Raw genomic sequence first — 18367 nt, 5'->3', positions numbered from 1 at the left:
GTTCAACAGGGCAAGGCCATTTCCGGCCCCCGCCCGATGAGGAGACAAGACATGATCGAACTGCGTCCCTTCGACAGCCTCGGCGGCGCCAATCACGGCTGGCTCGATGCCAAGCATCATTTTTCCTTCGCCGGCTATCACGATCCCGCCCGCATGCACTGGGGCAATCTGCGCGTCTGGAACGACGACACCATCGCGCCCCAGACGGGCTTTCCGCCGCACCCGCACCGCGACATGGAAATCATCACCTATGTCCGCGAAGGCGCGATCACGCATCAGGACAGCCTGGGCAACAAGGGCCGGACAGAGGCCGGCGACGTCCAGGTGATGAGCGCGGGCACCGGCATCCGCCATTCGGAATATAATCTGGAGGATGTGACGACCCGGATCTTCCAGATCTGGATTCTGCCCACCCGCGACGGCGAAGCGCCGAGCTGGGGCGCCCGGCCCTTCCCCAAGGGCGACCGCGCCGGTCAGTTCGTCACCCTTGCCTCCGGCTACGACAATGACAATGACGCCCTGCCGATCCGCACCGATGCGCGGGTGGTGGCGGCGACGCTGAAGGCCGGGGAGAGCGCGGAATATCCGATCGGCCGCGACCGCAAGGCCTATCTGGTGCCGGCGACCGGCGCGATCCGGATCGACGACGTGCGCGTCAACGCCCGCGACGGCGCGGCGATCAGCGACATGGACGTGATCCGCGTCACCGCGATCGAGGACAGCGAGATCGTCCTGGTGGACGCGGCATAACGAAAGCAGGAGCGGACGCGGCCCAAAGGCCGTGTCCCTTCACCCTGCGCATGAGGAGGACGGCCATGCTGAATATCGCCCCGCCCGAGCTCAGCCCCGCCGAATGGCGCGATGTGAAGGCTGCCCTGATCGCGGTGGCCGATTGCGGCTGCGGCGATCCGGCGCCCGCCGGACCGCTGCGCGCGCGCCTTTCCCATGCGCTGAACGCGATCATCGGCGCGCCCCGGGCCGCCCGCACGCCGCCCGCCGATCTTCTGCCCCTGCGCGATTTCCTGTGCGAGACCGGCCGCACGCGGCAGATTGCCGAACGGCACATGCCAGCCCTTTACGAAAGAGGCTTTTCCCGGCGGCAGATCGATGCGCTGGCGCTCCTGGGCGCCTGATTTCGTCGCGACGGCCCACAGCGGGAGCGCGGTCGAACCGGCGATGAAAAGCGCGTCCGAGCGATAGAGACACAACGCGGCCTCCAGATGAAAGGGGTGGCCGCGACGAAGCCGTTGCGGCTGCCCTTCAGGCCGATCCTGCGATGCACCGGCGAAACTCCCTGCCCTGTCACGCCGCGACGACGCCGCCCGCATGGCGGCGGACACCCGGCGCGACCGCTTGCGAAAAATGCATTGACATGCACTTTTTATGCTTCTAGCGAATTATGCATCACAGTATATATTTGAATAACAAACCCTTCCAGCGAGAGGAGACTTGGGATGAAGCTGTCCGTTGCGTCCGCCACATGCGTCAGTGTGAGCTTGCTGGCACTTGTCGCTCCGGCCATGGCGCAGACCGCTCCCCAGGTCGACGGCGCCCAGGTCCGGTCGGAAGACCCGGCCGACGCCGGCACGGACGCCGGCACCAGCGACATCATCGTCACCGGATCCCGCATCGTGCGCGACGGCTATACCGCGCCCACCCCCGTGACGGTCGCCACGACGGAGGATCTGGTCAAGGCGACGCCCACCAACGTGCCCGATGCGCTCAACAAGCTGCCGCAGTTCCAGAACAGTTCCAGCCCCTCGCGCAGTTCCCACAACTTCGCCAACAGCGCCAGCCATGGCAATGTCCTCAACCTGCGCGGCGTCGGCGGCAACCGCACGCTGATCCTGTTCGACGGCATGCGCGTGCCGCCCACCACCTATCAGGGCACGGTCGACACCAATGTCATCCCCAACGCCCTGCTCCAGCGCGTCGACATCGTGACGGCGGGCGCATCGGCCGCTTATGGGTCGGACGCCGTGGCGGGCGTCGTCAACTTCGTCCTCAACCGCAAGTTCACCGGCCTCACCGGCAGCGTCCAGGCCGGCGTGTCGCAGCGCGGGGACAATGGCAATCAGCGCATCAGCCTGGCCGGCGGCATGGACCTGTTCGGCGGGCGCGGCCACCTGCTGCTGTCGGGCGAATATTATAATAATGACGGCATGCTGCGATCCGACCGCAAGGGCGGCAATTCCAACTATGTCTATGTCGGCAGCGTGCCCGGCAGCAGCGCGACGCCGGGTTCCAACGCCAATCCACGCATCCTTCAGGACAATATCCACCTGATCTTCGCCAGCGACAACGGCAAGATACTGGACGGCCCCTTCGCCAATTACCAGATCAACGGCGACGGCACGATCCGGCCCTTCGACAACGGCACGCCGACCGGAACGGCGGCGTTCAACATCGGCGGCGACGGCTTCGTCATCCCGTCGGACGTCCATGCGGTCGCGCCGCTGCGCACCTACCAGACCTTCGGCCGGTTCAGCTACGATGTGACGGACGACATCAATTTCTTCGTGCAGGGCAATTTCACCCGCAGCGAACTCAGCTATATCAGCCAGTCCAATGCCTGGGTCGGCACGCAGAACGCCCCCGTCTTCCAGGGCAACCCCTTCATCCCCGCCCGGATCGAGGCGGCGCTGACCCCCGGCCAGCAGTTCAACATCGGCAAATATTCGGGCGACAGCGCGAAAAAGCCCTTCACCCAGGAACGCACCGATTTCTGGATGGCGACGGCGGGCCTCGAAGGCAATCTGGGCGACGGCTGGAAATGGTCGGTCAACTATACCCATGGCAGTTCCAGGCACAGCGTCGACCAGCATGGCCTCTACGACTATCAGAAGGCCTATGCCGCGCTGGACGCCGTGCGCGACACCAACGGCAATATCGTCTGCCGCCCGACGCTGAGCGCCGATCCCGTCATCCGGGCGCGCTTCGCCGGATGCCAGCCGCTCAACATCTTCCTGACCGGCGACGCCTATACCAACCAGCCGGGCTATGATTATGCGACCGGCACCATGTCCTATGACGCGCGGATCAAGCATGACGCCGCCGCGCTGCAGTTCCAGGGTTCGCCCTTCGAACTGCCGGGCGGTCCGGTGGACATCGTGGTCGGCGGCGAATGGCGCAAGCAGTCGCTGGACCTCACCAGCAACAGCGACCCCTCGCGGCTCGACACCGCCGCTGAACGCAGCGAATATTTCGCCGGCCTGCGCGGCGTGTCCTCGACCTCTCTCTTCTACTGGCTGACCAATGTGGGCCAGGCGCAGGGCAGCGTGACGGTCAAGGAAGCCTTCGGTGAAATCAACCTGCCGATCGTCAAGGACATGCCCTTCCTCAACTCGCTGGAACTGAACGGCGCGGGCCGCATCACCGACTACAGCACGTCGGGCCAGGTCGAAACGTGGAAGGTCGGCCTCACCTGGAAGCCGGTACAGGACATATTGCTGCGCGGCACCATCTCCCGCGACATCCGTGCGCCCACCTTGTTCGACCTGTTCGCGGGCGACCAGAGCGGCATCGGGCTGCTGACCGATCCGGTGTCGGGCCAGAGCGGCAACGTCTCCACCGTGTCGGGCGGCAACCGCCTGCTCGATCCGGAAAAGGCGAAGACCAGGACCTTCGGTTTCGTGCTGACGCCGCGCTTCCTGCCCGGCTTCAGCCTGTCGGCAGACTATTTCAACCTGAAGATCGACGGCGCCATCGGCACGCTCGACACCACGCGGATCGTGCAGAACTGCGTCGCCAATGCCTCCGCGCCCGAATGCGCGCTGATCACCCGGCCAAGCCCGACCGCCTTCCCCAGCCTGGTCCGCATCGCGGCCGCCAATATCGCCAGGCTGGAAACGGCGGGCATCGACATCGACGCCAGCTATGCGACGCGCCTTGGCAACGGCAATTTCAGCGCCCGCGCCTATGTCAGCTGGCTCGACAAATATGTGACGCAGCAGAGCGCGGCGGTCCCCGCCTATGACTCCGCGGGCTACGGCATCAACAATGGTCCCATCGCCCGGCCGAAATGGCGCGGCACGCTGAACCTCAACTATGTCAGCGACGGCGGGCTCACCATCTTCGTCTCCGAACAATATACCGGTCCGGTGAAGGTCGGATCGCGCGAACCGAACAACAATTATTCCGGGGCGAAGGCGCCTTCGGTCTGGTACACCGACCTCACCATCAGCCAGAAGATCGAGGGCTGGGGCGGCAGCCTGGAGCCGTTCATCACGATCAACAATCTGTTCGACCGCGATCCGCCGCTGGTGGCCGCCGATATTCCGGGTGTGAACCTGCCGACGATCATCTCCACCTATGATACGGTGGGACGGGCGTTCACCGCCGGCGTCCGGTTCAAATTCTGATCACGGGGCAGGCGGCGCACCGAAGGGACGCCGCCTGCCCTTCCTGGGGAGAGATGGGGTGAAGGCAGCAGCATTTCTGGCGGGCGCCGCCTGCCTTTCGCTGGTCGGCGGCAGCCTGGTCGCGGCGGCTCCGGCAGGTCCGGTGGTGGCGACCGCATCCGGACCCGTGCGCGGCGTGGCGCAGGGCGAAGGCGGCGTCTTCAAGGGCATCCCCTTCGCCCGGACGACCGGCGGCGACCATCGCTGGACGCCGCCGCGCCCGGCCGCCCCCTGGACCACCCCTCGCGACGCCTCCCGCTTCGGCCCGATCTGCCCGCAGCCCGAGACCCCCCATGAACGCGGCGCTCCGCAAAGCGAGGACTGCCTGTCGATCAATGTCGCCACCCCCTCGTTCGAGGGCAGGATGCCGGTCCTGGTGCTGATCCATGGCGGCGCCTTCTTCGTGGGTTCGGGCGCGGAACTGTTCGACGATGCCGCCCGGGTCTATAACAGGCGCGGCATATTGGTGGTGTCGCTCAACTATCGGCTGGGGCGGCTCGGCTTCTTCTCGCACCCCGGCCTGCGCGCGGAGCAGCCGGGGGCGCCGACCGGCAATTACTGGCTGATGGACCAGGTCGCCGGTCTGAACTGGGTGCGCGACAATATCGCGCGCTTCGGCGGCGATCCGGACAAGGTCACGATCATGGGCTGCTCGGCGGGCGGCTCCAGCATCAACGCGCTGGTCGCCTCGCCCCGATCGCGCGGCCTGTTCGCCCGCGCCAGCGCGCATAGCGGCGGCGGCATCAACAATGCGACCCGTCCGCAGGCGCAGGCGGAGCGGGAGGGGGTCGCCTTCGCCGGGCGCGCGGGCGTCACCGGCGAGGGCAAGGAGGCCATCGCCGCCCTGCGCAGGCTCGATCCGGCGGCGGTCATGGCGGCCGATCCCGGCCCCCCCAATTTCGGCGCGGTGGTCGACGGCGAGATGATCCCGGAGGAAACCGCCATCGCCTTCGCCAGGGGGCATATCGCCCGCGTCCCCTATATCGCCGGCTCCACCAGCAATGAAGCGAGCATCTTCGGCCTGATGGGCTTTGACGAAAGGGTGCTGAAGGACCGCTTCGGCATCGACATGGCGGCGGTGCGGAAGGTCTATGATCCGCAGGGCAGGCTGCCCCCGGCGGAACTGCTGCGGCAGGTGCAGACCGACTTCATCTTCACCGCGGCGGCGACCGCGACGGCGGCTCTCGCGGCGCGCTGGCAGCCAAGCTGGTCCTATCATTTCGCCTATGTCCCCCCCGCCGAGCGCGGCAAGGCGGCGGGCGCGCCGCATTGCGCCGATTTCGGCTATACGCTGGGCGCGGCCAAGGCGTCGCAGGGCGCCGAAAATGCGCGTCTGGCCGCGATGATGCAGGATTATTGGGCGAATTTCATCAAGGACGGCGACCCCAACGGCCTTGGGTCGGGCAACAGGGCTCTGCCGCGCTGGACGGAATATGAAGGCCCTCATCGCGGCCCGCTGCTGATCGACCGCAGGACCGCCGTCGCCCCTAATTTCCGGGCGGGGCAGATCGCCTATTGGTGGCGACTCTGGGCCGACCGCACCGGCCAGACCCTGCCCTGAGCGAAGGAAGACGATGGCGCGTCGTCCGATCTGACGCAGCGTCCTCCTGGCCTCAGCCGATGGGTCCGATGCGGACGGACCCGCCGGTGGCAGGAACCGCGCCAAGGCCGCGATAGTCGACAATGGCGGGATGCGGGGTCTCCATCGGCCGGTGATGGGTCGCGGTGACGACCAGGATGCTTGCGCCCGCACGCTCCGCCGCCATGATCCCCGCCACCGAATCCTCGATCACCAGACAGCGGTCCGCCGTCGTTCCCAGACGTTTGGCCGCCAGATGGAAGCAGTCCGGGGCGGGCTTGCCGCGTTCCACATCCTCCGCCGCGATCAGCAGCGGCGGAACGGGCAGCCCAGCGGCCTGGATGCGGCGCAGCGCAAGCTGCCGCGGTGCTGAGGTGACGACGGCCCAGCGGCAATCGGCCAGCGCCGCGAGAAACGCCGCCGCGCCCTCGATCGCCTCGATCCCGTCGACCGTATCGATCTCCGCCTGGGTGACGAGCGCCGCCTCCGCCACCGGATCGACGCCGGGCAGGCCCAGCCGCCCGATCGTCTCCACCGACTGCACGCCATGGACGGTCGGCAGGAAAGCCTCGACATCCAGTCCATGGCGCAGCGCCCATTCGCCCCAGACCCGTTCCGCCACCTTGATGGAGTTCAGGATCGTGCCGTCCATGTCGAGCAGCACCGCATCCACGGACCTGTGTTCCATCGGCACCGCCATCCTTGCGAAAAGACCATGCGGGCGGACCGGCATCCGCCCCCCGACCGCCTCCTACACAGGACCGCCGCGAAACGCACGCCCGTTTCGATCCGGCGGCTCGCCGCCGGATCGCCAGGTCACTTCGCCGTCGTCTCGACCCTGGCGTGGCTGCCCTCCTCGCTCGGACGTATCCTGCCGCCGAACAGCATCTTGAGCTTTCCGGTCAGCGACACGTCCGCCTCCCACAATTCCGCCTCGTCGATGTCGAAGCGCAGCAGGGCCAGATTGGGGTCCGACCTGCCGCCCGGGAACCAGGCTTCGACCGTCGTCGACCACAGCTTGTCGATCATCGCCGGATCATTGTCGATGCGCGCGCGACCGGCGAAACAGGCGAAGAAATCGTGCCCCTTGGAAACGAACTGGCCCATCGCCGCGCCGCCGCCGGCCAGACGGTTGTCCTTGCCCACGAAGAACCACAGCGTATCCACCTGGTCCTTGTCCAACTGGACGGTCAGCGGCTCGCTATGCTGCCCGCTGCCGGTCAGGCCCAGCATCATGAAGGGGCTGTCCGACATGCGATCCCACAGATGTTCCTTCAGCTTATGCGCATCGCTCATGATCATCATCTCCCGATTTTGGAACGGACTATACGAATGGCGGGCGCGAAGGGTCCGCCCGCGCGGCGGGATGAAGCCGATCCGCCGCCCGGGCGTTGTCCCCCCGATGCAGGGAAGAAGGGAAGGAGAAGAAGTCAGATGACGATCCGCTGGCCCGCCCAATTGATCATCGCGCGCCATGGCCAGAGCGCCGGCAATGTCGCGCGGGACGCCGCCCATGAAGCGGCGGCCGACCGCATCGCCCTGTCCATCCGCGATGCCGACGTGCCGCTGAGCGATCTGGGGCGGGAACAGGCCGCTTCGCTCGGCCGCTGGTTCGCGCGGCAGCCAGAAGATTGCCGTCCGGATGTGCTGCTGTCCTCTCCCTATTTGCGCGCCTGCCAGACCGCCCGGCTCTTCCGCGACCATGGCGGCGCGGCGGGGGAGGAGCCGATCTGCTTCGACGAGCGGCTTCGCGAAAAGGAGTTCGGCATATTGGACGGCCTCACCACCGGCGGCATCCGCAACATCTTCCCCGATCAGGCCGAATTCCGCCGCCTGCTGGGGAAATTCTATCATCGCCCGCCCGGCGGGGAGAGCTGGTGCGACGTCATCCTTCGCCTGCGGTCGGTGATGGACACCATCTCGCTCCACTATGCCGGGCGGCGGGTGATGATCTTCAGCCATCAGGTCGTGGTGCTGTGCATGCGCTATATATTGGAGAGCCTCACGGAAACCGAGATTCTCGCCATCGACGCTAGAGGGGATGTCGCGAACTGCGCCGTGACCGATTATCGGCTGGAGGCGGATGCGGGCCGCGACGGCCGGCTGGTCCTTCAGCGCTACAATGTCACCGCGCCGATGGAGGAGGACCGCACGCCCGTCACCAAGGCGCCCGACGCCATTGCGGGAGCGCGCGGATGAGCCCGCCACGGATCGACCGCCGCTGGCTGCGCGACCATCCGCTGCCGGGGCTCGCGGACGCATCGGACAAGAATGAGCGCGGCCGCGTGGTTGTGATCGGCGGCGCCGAATTCGTCCCCGGCGCCCTGCGCCTGACGGGCGAGGCGGCGCTCAGGGCGGGGGCCGGCAAGGTGCAGCTGGCGACGGTCCAGTCGGTCGCGACCGCGCTGGGCGTGCTGGTGCCCGAGGCGTCGATGCTGGCGCTGCCGTCCGACCGCAATGGCGAGATCGCCGCCCAGGCCGTGGCCATGCTGGAGGCGCATGTCGGACGATGCGACGCCATGGTCCTGGGACCAGGGATGAGCGTCAGCGACCGCACCGACACGCTGGTGGCGCGCCTGCTCGCGTCCCCGCGCCATGGCCTCGGCGTCGTGCTGGATGCGGCGGCGCTGACCTCCGCCCGCGACCTGGCCGCCGTCATCGCCAGCCATGAGGGCCGCGTGATCATGACGCCCCATCGCGGGGAGATGGCGATCTTCGCGGGGATGGATGAAGCCGCCGTCGCAGCCGATCCCGAAGGCGTCGCAGCCGACATGGCCGGCCGCTTCCGGTCGGTCATCCTGCTCAAGGGGCAGGAAAGCATATTGGCCGATCCGTCCGGCCGGCTGCTCCGCTTCGACGGGGGCTGCGTAGGCCTGGCCACGGCGGGATCGGGCGATGTTCTGGCGGGCATCATCGGCGGCCTGCTGGCGCGTGGGGCCGATCCGTTCCGCGCCGCCGCCTGGGGCTGCTGGCTGCACGGCGCGGCGGGACGGGCCCTGTCGGAAGAGATCGGCAGGATCGGTTTCCTGGCGCGCGAACTCGCCGCCATCGTCCCCCGCCTGCTGGATGAGACGATGACCGCGCCGCAGGATGGGTGAGACGGAAGCGGACTTCGCTTCGCTGCCCTCGTCCCGCCTCATCCCGGCCGGGCCATGGGACCAAAGGCCGGAGAGAAGAGGCTGGCCGCCGGCAGGCCCTGCTGATAAGCCATTGGCCGGGCCTCCATGCCCTGGGGAGACATGCCGCCGATGATCTTTGCCGACTTCCTCCGCAATCGTCGCCGCGAGCAATTGTCGGATCAGGATCTCGCGGCGCTGGAGGCCAGCGTCAGCCAAGTCCGCAAGACCCATGCGCGCCAGCTCCTCGCCCATGCGGGCGAACCGATCGCATGCAGCACTTACCTGATGGAAGGGTTCATCTGCCGCTACATGGACGACCGCAACGGCCTGCGCCAGCTCGTCGCCGTCCACGTCCCCGGCGATTTCGTCGACCTCCACGGCTATCCGCTGGGGCGGCTGGACCATGATGTCGCGACCCTCAGCGCTTCCAAGATCGCCATGGTCCCGCATGAGGCGCTGGACGGCCTGCTGGCCCAGCGGCCCAATCTGACGAAGCTGCTGTGGTTCAGCACGCTGCTGGACGCCGCCATGCACCGGGAATGGATATTCCGCCTCGGCCGGCTCGACGCCGTCGCGCGGATCGCGCATTTCTTCTGCGAGATCGAGGCGAAGCTGCGCGCCGTGGGGCTGAGCGACGGCAGCCGGTTCGCGCTGCCGCTGACCCAGGCCGATCTGGGCGAGGCGTGCGGCATGACGTCGGTGCACATCAATCGCATGTTGCGGGAACTCCGGGAACGGGAACTGCTCCAGGTCCAGCGCGGCAGGGTCACCATTTCCGATCTCGCCGCGCTGCGGCGGCTATGCGATTACGATCCCTCCTACCTGTTCATCGGCGGCTGAGGGAACCGCATCCGCCTGCGGAGCGTCCTTCGCACATGAACGGAAGAGGATGGTCCATGCCCCGAGACGGCGTTTTCGATGAATCCGGCAAGGCCTATGCAGAGGAAGGACAGGTGATGCTCGACGGCCCGGACGGGGTCGCCATCAGCATGACGCCGGATGCCGCGGAAGAGACGGCGAACGAACTCATCAGGGCGGCGTCGGAGGCGCGGCAACAGATCGACGACAGGGAGACAGGCGCGTCCGGCTCGTGACGCGCGTCTTACAGGCTTGACTTGATCGAAATCAATCTGCGACGCATTCAGGGCGGCCGCTTCCCATGGTAATCGCCGATGCTCCTGTCCTGAAAGGAGATGACGTGGAGACCTATTCGACCGAACAGGCCCTGGCGGGCGTGGATGGCCTTGACGACATTCTCTCCGGCGGGCTGACCCGCGGCCGGGTCTTCCTGCTGGAGGGCAGTCCGGGCACGGGCAAGACCACCATCGCGATGCAGTTCCTGATCGAGGGCGCTCGGCGCGGCGAACGCTGCCTCTACATCACCCTGTCCGAAACCGAGGACGAGATGCGCGAGAGCGCGGCATCGCATGGCTGGACCCTGGAGGGGGTGGACCTGTTCGAACTGGTGCCGCCCGAAAGCCTGCTGGACGAGCAGCAGCAGCAAAGCCTGCTCTATTCGTCCGACCTGGAACTGGGCGAGACCACCCGCCGCATCTTCGATGCGTTCGAGCGGGTCCGGCCGGACCGGGTGGTGCTGGACAGCCTGTCTGAAATCCGCCTCCTGGCGCAAAGCTCGCTGCGCTACCGCCGCCAGATACTGGCGCTCAAGCACTTCTTCTCGAAGCAGAATGCGACGGTGCTGATGCTGGACGACCTGACGGCGGAGGTGGCGGACAAGACCGTGCACAGCGTCGCCCATGGCGTCATCCGGCTGGAGGAATTGTCGCCCGGCTACGGCCCGGAGCGCCGCCGGATGCGCATCATCAAATATCGCGGCCGGCATTTTCGCGGCGGCTTCCACGATTTCGTCATCGAGAAGGGCGGCGTCCGCGTCTTTCCCCGGCTGGTGTCGGCCGAACACAAGACCAGCTTCGTTCGCGACGTGCTGAAAAGCGATTCCGGCGAACTCGACGCCCTGCTGGGCGGCGGGATCGAGCGGGGCTCCAGCGTCCTCGTGCTCGGCCCGGCGGGCACCGGCAAATCCCTGCTCGCCCTCACCTTCGTCACGGCGGCGATCCGGCGCGGGGAAAAGGCGGCGATGTTCGTCTTCGACGAGGAGATGGGCCTGCTCTTCAACCGCGCCCTGGGCCTTGGCATCGACATGCAGGCCATGGCCGGGAGCGGCGACCTGATCGTCGAGCAGGTGGACGCGGCCGAACTGTCCCCCGGCGAATTTGCCCAGCGGGTGCGCAACTGCGTGGAACGGCATGGCGTGAGGACCGTCGTCATCGACAGCCTGAACGGCTATCAGTCCGCCATGCCGGAAGAAAATGCGCTGGTCCTGCACATGCATGAGCTGCTGCAATATCTGAACCGGCAGGGGGCCACCACCTTCCTGACGGTCGCGCAGCATGGGCTGGTGGGCGACATGAAGACGCCGGTCGATGTCACCTATCTGGCCGACACGGTCATCCTGCTGCGCTATTTCGAAGCGCTGGGCCGGGTGCGCCGCGCCATGTCGATCATCAAGAAGCGGACCGGATCGCATGAGGACACGATCCGCGAATTCCGCATCGGATCTTACGGCATTCGCCTGGGCGAACCGCTGGTGGGCTTTCAGGGCGTGCTGCGCGGGGTTCCGCATTTCGTCGGCAGCGCGCCGGCGCTGCTCGAAGACGAGAAGGCGTGATACCGCATCTTTCCGAACGGGCGCTGATCCTCGCTCCCGTCGGGCGCGATGCGGAGATCGCGGCATCGATGCTGGCCGAGGCGGGATTGCGGTCGCAGATCTGCCGGGATCTTCCCGCCCTGCTGAACGGCATCGACCATGGCGCCGGCTTCGCGCTGGTGACGGAGGAGGCGCTGCACAATCGCGACCTGCACCCGCTGGTCGGTTGGTTGCAGGATCAGCCGGAATGGTCGGACTTCCCCTTCATCCTGTTGACCCGCCGCGGCGGCGGGCTGGAGCGCAACCCATCGGCGTCGCGCTATCTGGAGATGCTGGGCAACGTCAATTTCCTGGAGCGGCCCTTCCACCCCACCACGCTGATCAGCCTTGCCCGTTCGGCGCTGCGCGGCCGCCGGCGGCAATATGACGCCCGCGCGAGGCTGGAGGAACTGCATCGCGGCGCGGAGAAATATCGCACCCTGTTCGATTCGATCGAGGCGGGCTTCTGCATCATAGAGATGATCTTCGACGAAGCGGGGAAGCCGGTCGACTATCTCTTCATAGAGACCAATCCCGCCTTTGCGCGCCATACCGGGCTCAGCGATGCGGTGGGAAAGCGGATGCGCTCGCTCGTGCCGGAGCATGAACAGCATTGGTTCGACATTTACGGCCAGGTCGCCTGCACCGGCGAGGCCGTCCGCTTCGAGGACGCGGCCGATGCGCTGGGCGGCTATTGGTACGACGTCTATGCCTTTCGCGTGGGCGACCCCAGGGCGCCCCAGGTCGCCGTGCTGTTCAACGACATCACCGAACGCCGCCGCATGGAGGCAGCGCTTCGCCAGAGCGAGGAGCGCCTGCGCGCGCTCAACGAAACGCTGGAGGAGCGAGTGCAGCAGCGCTCGCATGAACTGGAACTGGCGCAGGAGGCGCTGCGCCAGTCGCAGAAGCTGGAATCCATGGGCCAGTTGACCGGCGGCGTCGCCCATGATTTCAACAACCTGCTGACGCCGATCGTCGGCAGCCTCGACCTGCTCCATCGCCGCGGCCTGGGCACCGATCGGGAACGGCGACTGATCGAAGGCGCCCTGCAATCGGCCGACCGGGCGAAGATGCTGGTGCAAAGGCTGCTTGCCTTCGCGCGGCGGCAACCGCTGCAGCCCACCGCCATCGACATTGGGGGATTGGTGCGGGACATGCGCGACCTGATCGTCAGCACGTCGGGCCCGCGCGTGCAGGTCGAACTGGCGGTGGCGGACGACCTGCCCGCCGCTCATGCCGACGCCAACCAGATCGAAATGGCGTTGCTGAACCTGGCGGTGAATGCGCGCGACGCGATGCCGGACGGCGGGCAGCTTCGCATCGGCGTGAACTGCGACAGCATGGCGGCCGACAACCGGCTGCATCTGCGGGAGGGGCGATATGTCAGGCTGTCGGTGGCCGACACCGGCATCGGCATGGACCAGCAGACCGCAGAAAAGGCGATAGAGCCCTTCTTCACGACCAAGGGCGTGGGTCAGGGGACCGGCCTTGGCCTGTCGATGGTGCATGGCCTGGCCGCGCAGCTGGGCGGCGGCCTCACCATCGAAAGCGCCGTGGGCCATGGCACGACGATCAGCCTCTGGCTGCCGACCAGCGAGATCGAGGCCGGGAAGGAAGCCGCCGGGCCGGACATCGCCCCGGTCAAGCTGGACCATGGCATGGCGCTGGTGGTGGATGATGAGGAACTGGTGCGCGCCAGCACCGTGCACATGCTGCGCGAACTGGGATATGACGTGCTGGAGGCCAGCTCCGCCGAACATGCGCTCGCGATCATGAAGGCAGAGCCGGGCATCGACGTGCTGGTCACCGACCATCTGATGCCTGGCACGACCGGCACCGACCTGATCGAGCAGGCGAGGGCGCTGAAGCCGGAGATCAGGGCGCTGCTGATTTCCGGCTATGCCGAAAATGCCGGAATTTCGGCGGAACTGCCACGGTTGACCAAGCCCTTCAAGCAGATCGATCTGGCCAAGAGCCTTGCGGCCCTGTGAAGGCGGCGTGCGGCTGCCGGCGTCCGACCGTGGGTTTCAGGCACATTATGCATGGAATTGCGGAGGTTGGCGTGGAACTTTTCTGACGCGGCTGCGTAACGACTCCACGATGCGCGGGCGATCCTCGCGCCGGGGGCAAGCGCAATGGGCAGCGCAGGGGGATGAACGAAAATGGCATGGGCTTTTGGCGGCGCGGCGTTCGGCGGAGTGGCCGTGGGCCTTCTGTCCCTATACGGTACGGCCGCCCAGGCGCAGAGCATCGAAGAACTGCGCGACATGCCGATCGCCGCGCTGTCGAAGCTGGACGTCACGTCCGTCACCCGGTCGGCGGCTTCGCTGGCCGACTCCCCGGCATCCATCTATGTCATCACCCATGACGACATCGTCCGTTCAGGCACGCTGACGCTGCCCGGCATTCTCCGGCTCGCCCCCAATCTGCAGGTCATGCGCGGCGGCCCCAACGATACGGTCGTCGCCGCCCGCGGGCTTGGCGGCAACGACGCCGCTCAGAATTTCTCCAACAAGCTGCTCGTGCTGATCGACGGGCGCAGCGTCTATTCGCCGCTTTATTCCGGCGTCTATTGGGACATGCAGGACATATTGCCGGAGGATGTCGACCGCATAGAGGTGATCTCCGGCCCCGGCGCCACGCTCTGGGGATCGAACGCCGTCAATGGCGTGATCAACATCATCACCCGCGACGCAGGGGCGACACAGGGCCTGTACGGCACCGGCGTGGTCGGCAACAGCACCTATGATCTGGGGCTGCGCTATGGCGGCCATGCCGGCGGCAACGCCAGCTATCGCCTGTTCGTGAAGCGCCATGAGAATTTCGAAAGCGCGTCGAACGCGGACGACGGCAACCGCCGGACCCAGGGCGGCTTCCGCTTCGACTGGAACGCGACCCCCGCCGACGCGCTGATGGTGCAGGGGGACGGCTATTACGGCTCCCGCTCGCGGGGGACCGCGCCCGACGAGAGCCTGCACGGCTACGACCTGCTTGCCCGCTGGCGCCATGGCGCGGCGTCCGGCGCGACGCTTCAGCTCCAGGCCTATTACGACCACACCGCCCGCAAGATCGAGGATGACGGCGGCCGCTTCGCGCTCGACACCTTCGATGTGGAGGGGCAGCACAGCTTCACCCTGGGGCGCAACCACAGCATCGTCTGGGGCGGCGGGGCGCGCCTCGGCCGCTATGTGATCCGCGACATTCCCGGCCTGGACTTCGTGCCCGAGCGGCGAAACCTTTTCGTCGGCAATCTGTTCGCGCAGGACAGCATCGCCCTGACGCCGTCCATCACGGGCACGGTCGGGGCCAAGCTGGAGCAGCGCAGCTACATGGACCTCACCTTTCTCCCCAGCGTTCGCCTGTCCTGGAAGCCCGACCCCGGGACCCTGGTCTGGGGCGCGGTCTCCCGCGCGGTGCGTTCCCCCACCCCCTTCGACGAGGATGTGGTCGAATCCATCGAAGGCACCGTCTTCCTGACCGCCCTTCCAAGCTTCCGCTCCGAAAAGCTGACCGCCTTCGAACTGGGCACGCGGCTGATGCTCTCGCCCCGCGCGTCGCTTTCGGTCTCGGCCTTCTACAATGTCTATGACGACCTGCGGACGGTGGAGCCGGCGCCGGAGGGGCTGCTGCCGCTGCGCTGGGGCAATGGGATAAAGGGCGACAGCTATGGCTTCGACGCCTGGGCCGACATCCGTCTGGCAAGCTGGTGGCGGCTCAAGCCCGGCTACAGCCTGCTGATCCAGAAGTTCCGCTTCAAGCCGGACTCGGTGCCCCTGCTCGGCGTGTCGCAGGTCGGCAACGATCCCAAACACCGCGCGACGCTGCGCTCCTCCATGGACATCGGGCCGGAGGTCAATGTCGATTTCGACCTGCGCTATGTGTCCGCCCTGCCCGACCCCCATGTGCCGGGCTATGTGGAGCTGGGGGCAAGACTGGGCTGGCAATTCGATGAGCGCGCCGAACTGTCGGTATCGGGCTTCAACCTGCTGCACCGCCGCCACCGTGAGCTTCCCGCTTCGCAGGCGACGCCGCTCCGCCGCAGCGTGTTCGTGGCGCTCAAATGGACGATCTGAACCCTTCACCGCGCGGCAGGCGGGCACGACGCCGGCGATGGGCCGCCCTGTCCTGTCTCGCGGCGGCCGCGATCGTCGTTCCGGCGCCGGTGCCGGCCAATTCGCCGACGACGCTGGAACGCGCAATCCAGGCGAATTTCCTGTTCAAGTTCGCGCCCTTCGTGGAATGGCCCCCGGCGGCATTTTCCGGGACGGAAAGGAATTTCGTCATCTGCGTCGTCGGAGAGGACCCGTTCGGCACCCTGCTCAACGAGGTGGTGCGCGGCCAGAAGATGGTCGGCCGGCCGGTGGTGGTGCGGCGTGCTGGCGGCGAAGCGGGCCCGGCCGGCTGCCACATCCTGTTCGCCGGACACTCGACCGATCCCGGCTATGCGCCCTTCGCGACGACCGAGGGGCAGCCGGTGCTGACGGTCGCGGACAAGAGCGCGGGGCCCAGCGGCGCGATGATCGAATTCGTGCGGCAGAGCGGCCGGGTGCGGTTCCAGATCGATGACGGCGCGGCCCGGGCCAACGGCCTCAAGATCAGTTCCAAATTGCTGGGCCTTGCCATCGCGGTGAACCGGAAATGAAGCAAGCGACCCCAAGCCGGCTCAGCCTGGGCAAAGTCGTCGGACAGATGGCGACGCCCCTTTCCGCCGTCCTGATCGCCTTCCTGCTACTGGCCGCCGGGCTGGCCGCCGCCATCCAGCTCGAACAGCTCGGCCGCGTCGAAAAGCTGCGGCAGACGACCGTCCAGGCGCAGGTTCTGGCCAATGGGATCGCCGCCCCGCTGGCGTTCGAGGACGATGTCGCGCTCCAGGAATATCTGAACGCGCTGAAGGCCGATCCCCAGATCGTCGCGGTCGCAGCCTATGACGGCAAGGGCGCCTTCGCCGCCGGCTTCGCGCGCCCTCCCGCCCGGCTGCCCAAGCGGGCGGAGGAGGCCAGCCGGGACGCGCCGCCCGCCGCGCTCGCCGTCACCGTTCCGGTGAAGCAGGGCAGCACGCGGCTCGGCTCCGTCTATCTCCAATCCACCATGGACAGCCTGTCGCGCCGCCTGACCCGCTATCTGGGCATCGCCGTCATCGTCATCGCGGCGTCGGTGCTGATCGTGATGCTCGCCGCCTCCTATTCCTCGCTGCGCCGCGCGCACCAGGCTCTCCAGGCGGAAATCGCCAGCCGCCAGCAGGCCGAAGAGGCGCTGCGCCAGTCGCAGAAGATGGAGGCGATGGGCCAGTTGACCGGCGGCGTCGCGCATGACTTCAACAATCTGCTGATGGTCGCTTCCGGCGGTCTCGACCTCATGGAACGCACCCAGGACGCGGCCAGGCTGGAAAAGCTGCGCGCCGGGATACGCCAGGCGCTGGACCGGGGCGCGAAACTGACGCGGCAACTGCTCGCCTTCTCCCGCCGCACCCCGCTCAACCCGGAGGTCGTCGACCTGCGGGAGCGGATCAGGGGCATGGATGCGCTGCTCGAACGATCGCTGGGCGAAAGCATAGGGGTGACCATGCACCTTCCCGCGGACCTCTGGCCGGTGGAGGTGGATGCGTCGGAACTGGAGGTGGCGATCCTCAACATCGCCCTCAACGCCCGGGACGCCATGCAGAAGGGCGGCACCATCGTCATCGAAGGCGCGAACCGCCCGGTCCATGGCGACCTGCCCGACCGGGTGCAGATCGCGGTGACGGACAGCGGCGCCGGCATCGCGCCGGAACTGGTCAACAAGATCTTCGAACCCTTCTACACGACCAAGGCGGTCGGTCAGGGCACGGGGCTTGGCCTCAGCCAGGTCTACGGCTTCGCGCGGGCGTCGGGCGGGGAGGTGCTGGTCGACAGCATCGTCGGCAGGGGGACGACCATCACCCTGCTGCTGCCGCGATCCCTGCTCGCGCCCCGGGAAAGCGACAGGCCGGCCGAACCCGTCGGCGCCTCCGGCAGGCAGCGCATCCTGCTGGTGGAGGATGACGACACGGTGGCCGACACGGTGGGCGGCATGCTGACGACGCTGGGCTATGAGATGGAGCGGGTCGACAATGGCGACGCGGCGCTGCGCCGGCTGGAGCGGGCGGACGATTTCTCCCTGATCCTTTCCGACATGATCATGCCGGGCGAGGTCGGCGGCATGGAGCTGGCGCTGCGGATCAGGAAGCACTGGCCGCATCTGGGCACGATGCTGATGACGGGCTACAGCGCCGCGGCGGCCTCCGCCGCGAAGGAGGGCGTGCCGCTGCTGGCCAAGCCGTTCACCATCCAGGACCTGTCGGTCCACCTGATGGCGGCGCTGGACCACAGCAAGGCGTGACCGCCGTCCCGCCACAAGCCGCGCCTTCACCCCCCTCAGCCCGGCAGCTTGGCCAGGATGATCGCGCAAATCGCGATCACCAGTCCGAACGACAGCGTCGCCAGAAAGACGGCATCCAGCGATTGCCTGACCCGATCCACCATCGACATCTTGTTTCTCCCTCATCGAAAACCCGCTTCGCGCCGCCATTCTGGAGCGCGCCGCG

At 67.2% G+C, this 18367-nt stretch carries 15 protein-coding genes; 13 read left to right on the top strand and 2 right to left on the bottom strand.

Annotated elements, in window-relative coordinates:
- The first annotated feature begins 51 nt into the window (after nucleotides 1–51).
- The 4 genes from H5V43_RS17150 to H5V43_RS17135 all read left to right on the top strand — a co-directional run bounded on the left by H5V43_RS17150 (nucleotide 52) and on the right by H5V43_RS17135 (nucleotide 5961).
- A complete protein-coding gene (locus tag H5V43_RS17150; protein ID WP_025548712.1) occupies nucleotides 52–750 on the top strand; it encodes a pirin family protein in 699 nt (232 codons plus the stop codon).
- A gap of 65 nt (nucleotides 751–815) precedes the next feature.
- Nucleotides 816–1133, top strand: coding sequence for a hypothetical protein (locus H5V43_RS17145; RefSeq protein WP_025548714.1), 318 nt, complete (start codon nucleotides 816–818; stop codon nucleotides 1131–1133).
- Nucleotides 1134–1454: 321 nt separating this feature from the next.
- Entirely contained in the window at nucleotides 1455–4361 is a 2907-nt protein-coding gene (locus tag H5V43_RS17140; RefSeq protein ID WP_193666855.1) for a TonB-dependent receptor domain-containing protein, read from the top strand.
- 58 nt (nucleotides 4362–4419) lie between these two features.
- Nucleotides 4420–5961 carry a carboxylesterase/lipase family protein gene (locus H5V43_RS17135; RefSeq protein ID WP_025548715.1) on the top strand — a complete coding sequence of 514 codons (1542 nt, stop codon included), beginning with the start codon at nucleotides 4420–4422 and terminating at the stop codon, nucleotides 5959–5961.
- 52 nt (nucleotides 5962–6013) lie between these two features.
- On the opposite strand, the gene H5V43_RS17130 is transcribed toward H5V43_RS17135, so the two are convergent.
- Both H5V43_RS17130 and H5V43_RS17125 read right to left on the bottom strand, forming a co-directional pair.
- The gene (locus tag H5V43_RS17130) at nucleotides 6014–6667 is read right to left on the bottom strand and encodes an HAD-IA family hydrolase (RefSeq protein ID WP_244968700.1); all 654 of its coding nucleotides are present in this window, start codon (nucleotides 6665–6667) and stop codon (nucleotides 6014–6016) included.
- Between the two features lie 128 nt (nucleotides 6668–6795).
- Nucleotides 6796–7275, bottom strand: a complete 480-nt coding sequence (locus H5V43_RS17125) for a pyridoxamine 5'-phosphate oxidase family protein (RefSeq protein WP_025548719.1) — start codon at nucleotides 7273–7275, stop codon at nucleotides 6796–6798.
- A 138-nt stretch (nucleotides 7276–7413) separates the two neighbouring features.
- On the opposite strand from H5V43_RS17125, the gene H5V43_RS17120 reads away from it, so the two are divergent.
- From H5V43_RS17120 to H5V43_RS17080, 9 genes are all read left to right on the top strand, one after another.
- On the top strand, nucleotides 7414–8178 hold the full coding sequence (locus tag H5V43_RS17120) for a histidine phosphatase family protein (RefSeq protein ID WP_025548721.1): 765 nt from the start codon (nucleotides 7414–7416) through the stop codon (nucleotides 8176–8178).
- Nucleotides 8175–9077, top strand: coding sequence for an NAD(P)H-hydrate dehydratase (locus H5V43_RS17115; protein WP_025548722.1), 903 nt, complete (start codon nucleotides 8175–8177; stop codon nucleotides 9075–9077). The genes H5V43_RS17120 and H5V43_RS17115 overlap by 4 nt, the downstream gene beginning before the upstream one ends.
- A gap of 150 nt (nucleotides 9078–9227) precedes the next feature.
- On the top strand, nucleotides 9228–9938 hold the full coding sequence (locus H5V43_RS17110) for a Crp/Fnr family transcriptional regulator (protein WP_025548724.1): 711 nt from the start codon (nucleotides 9228–9230) through the stop codon (nucleotides 9936–9938).
- Nucleotides 9939–9994: 56 nt separating this feature from the next.
- Nucleotides 9995–10192 carry a hypothetical protein gene (locus H5V43_RS17105; RefSeq protein ID WP_025548725.1) on the top strand — a complete coding sequence of 66 codons (198 nt, stop codon included), beginning with the start codon at nucleotides 9995–9997 and terminating at the stop codon, nucleotides 10190–10192.
- A 104-nt stretch (nucleotides 10193–10296) separates the two neighbouring features.
- Nucleotides 10297–11787, top strand: coding sequence for an ATPase domain-containing protein (locus H5V43_RS17100; protein WP_025548727.1), 1491 nt, complete (start codon nucleotides 10297–10299; stop codon nucleotides 11785–11787).
- Nucleotides 11784–13796, top strand: coding sequence for a hybrid sensor histidine kinase/response regulator (locus tag H5V43_RS17095; RefSeq protein WP_025548728.1), 2013 nt, complete (start codon nucleotides 11784–11786; stop codon nucleotides 13794–13796). Before H5V43_RS17100 ends, H5V43_RS17095 begins: the two co-directional genes overlap by 4 nt.
- A 171-nt stretch (nucleotides 13797–13967) precedes the next feature.
- A complete protein-coding gene (locus H5V43_RS17090) occupies nucleotides 13968–15878 on the top strand; it encodes a TOL_0244 family TonB-dependent receptor (RefSeq protein WP_025548730.1) in 1911 nt (636 codons plus the stop codon).
- Nucleotides 15866–16447 (top strand): TOL_0243 family YfiR-like periplasmic protein, encoded by a 582-nt coding sequence (locus H5V43_RS17085; protein WP_025548731.1) that lies wholly within the window; start codon nucleotides 15866–15868, stop codon nucleotides 16445–16447. The genes H5V43_RS17090 and H5V43_RS17085 overlap by 13 nt, the downstream gene beginning before the upstream one ends.
- On the top strand, nucleotides 16444–18162 hold the full coding sequence (locus tag H5V43_RS17080; protein WP_025548733.1) for an ATP-binding protein: 1719 nt from the start codon (nucleotides 16444–16446) through the stop codon (nucleotides 18160–18162). The genes H5V43_RS17085 and H5V43_RS17080 overlap by 4 nt, the downstream gene beginning before the upstream one ends.
- The last annotated feature ends 205 nt before the right edge of the window (nucleotides 18163–18367 follow it).

Source organism: Sphingobium fuliginis (genome assembly GCF_015074805.1).
Lineage (GTDB): Bacteria > Pseudomonadota > Alphaproteobacteria > Sphingomonadales > Sphingomonadaceae > Sphingobium > Sphingobium fuliginis.
Note: the sequence above shows the minus strand (reverse complement) of the source record. Positions and strands in the feature narration are given on the sequence as shown.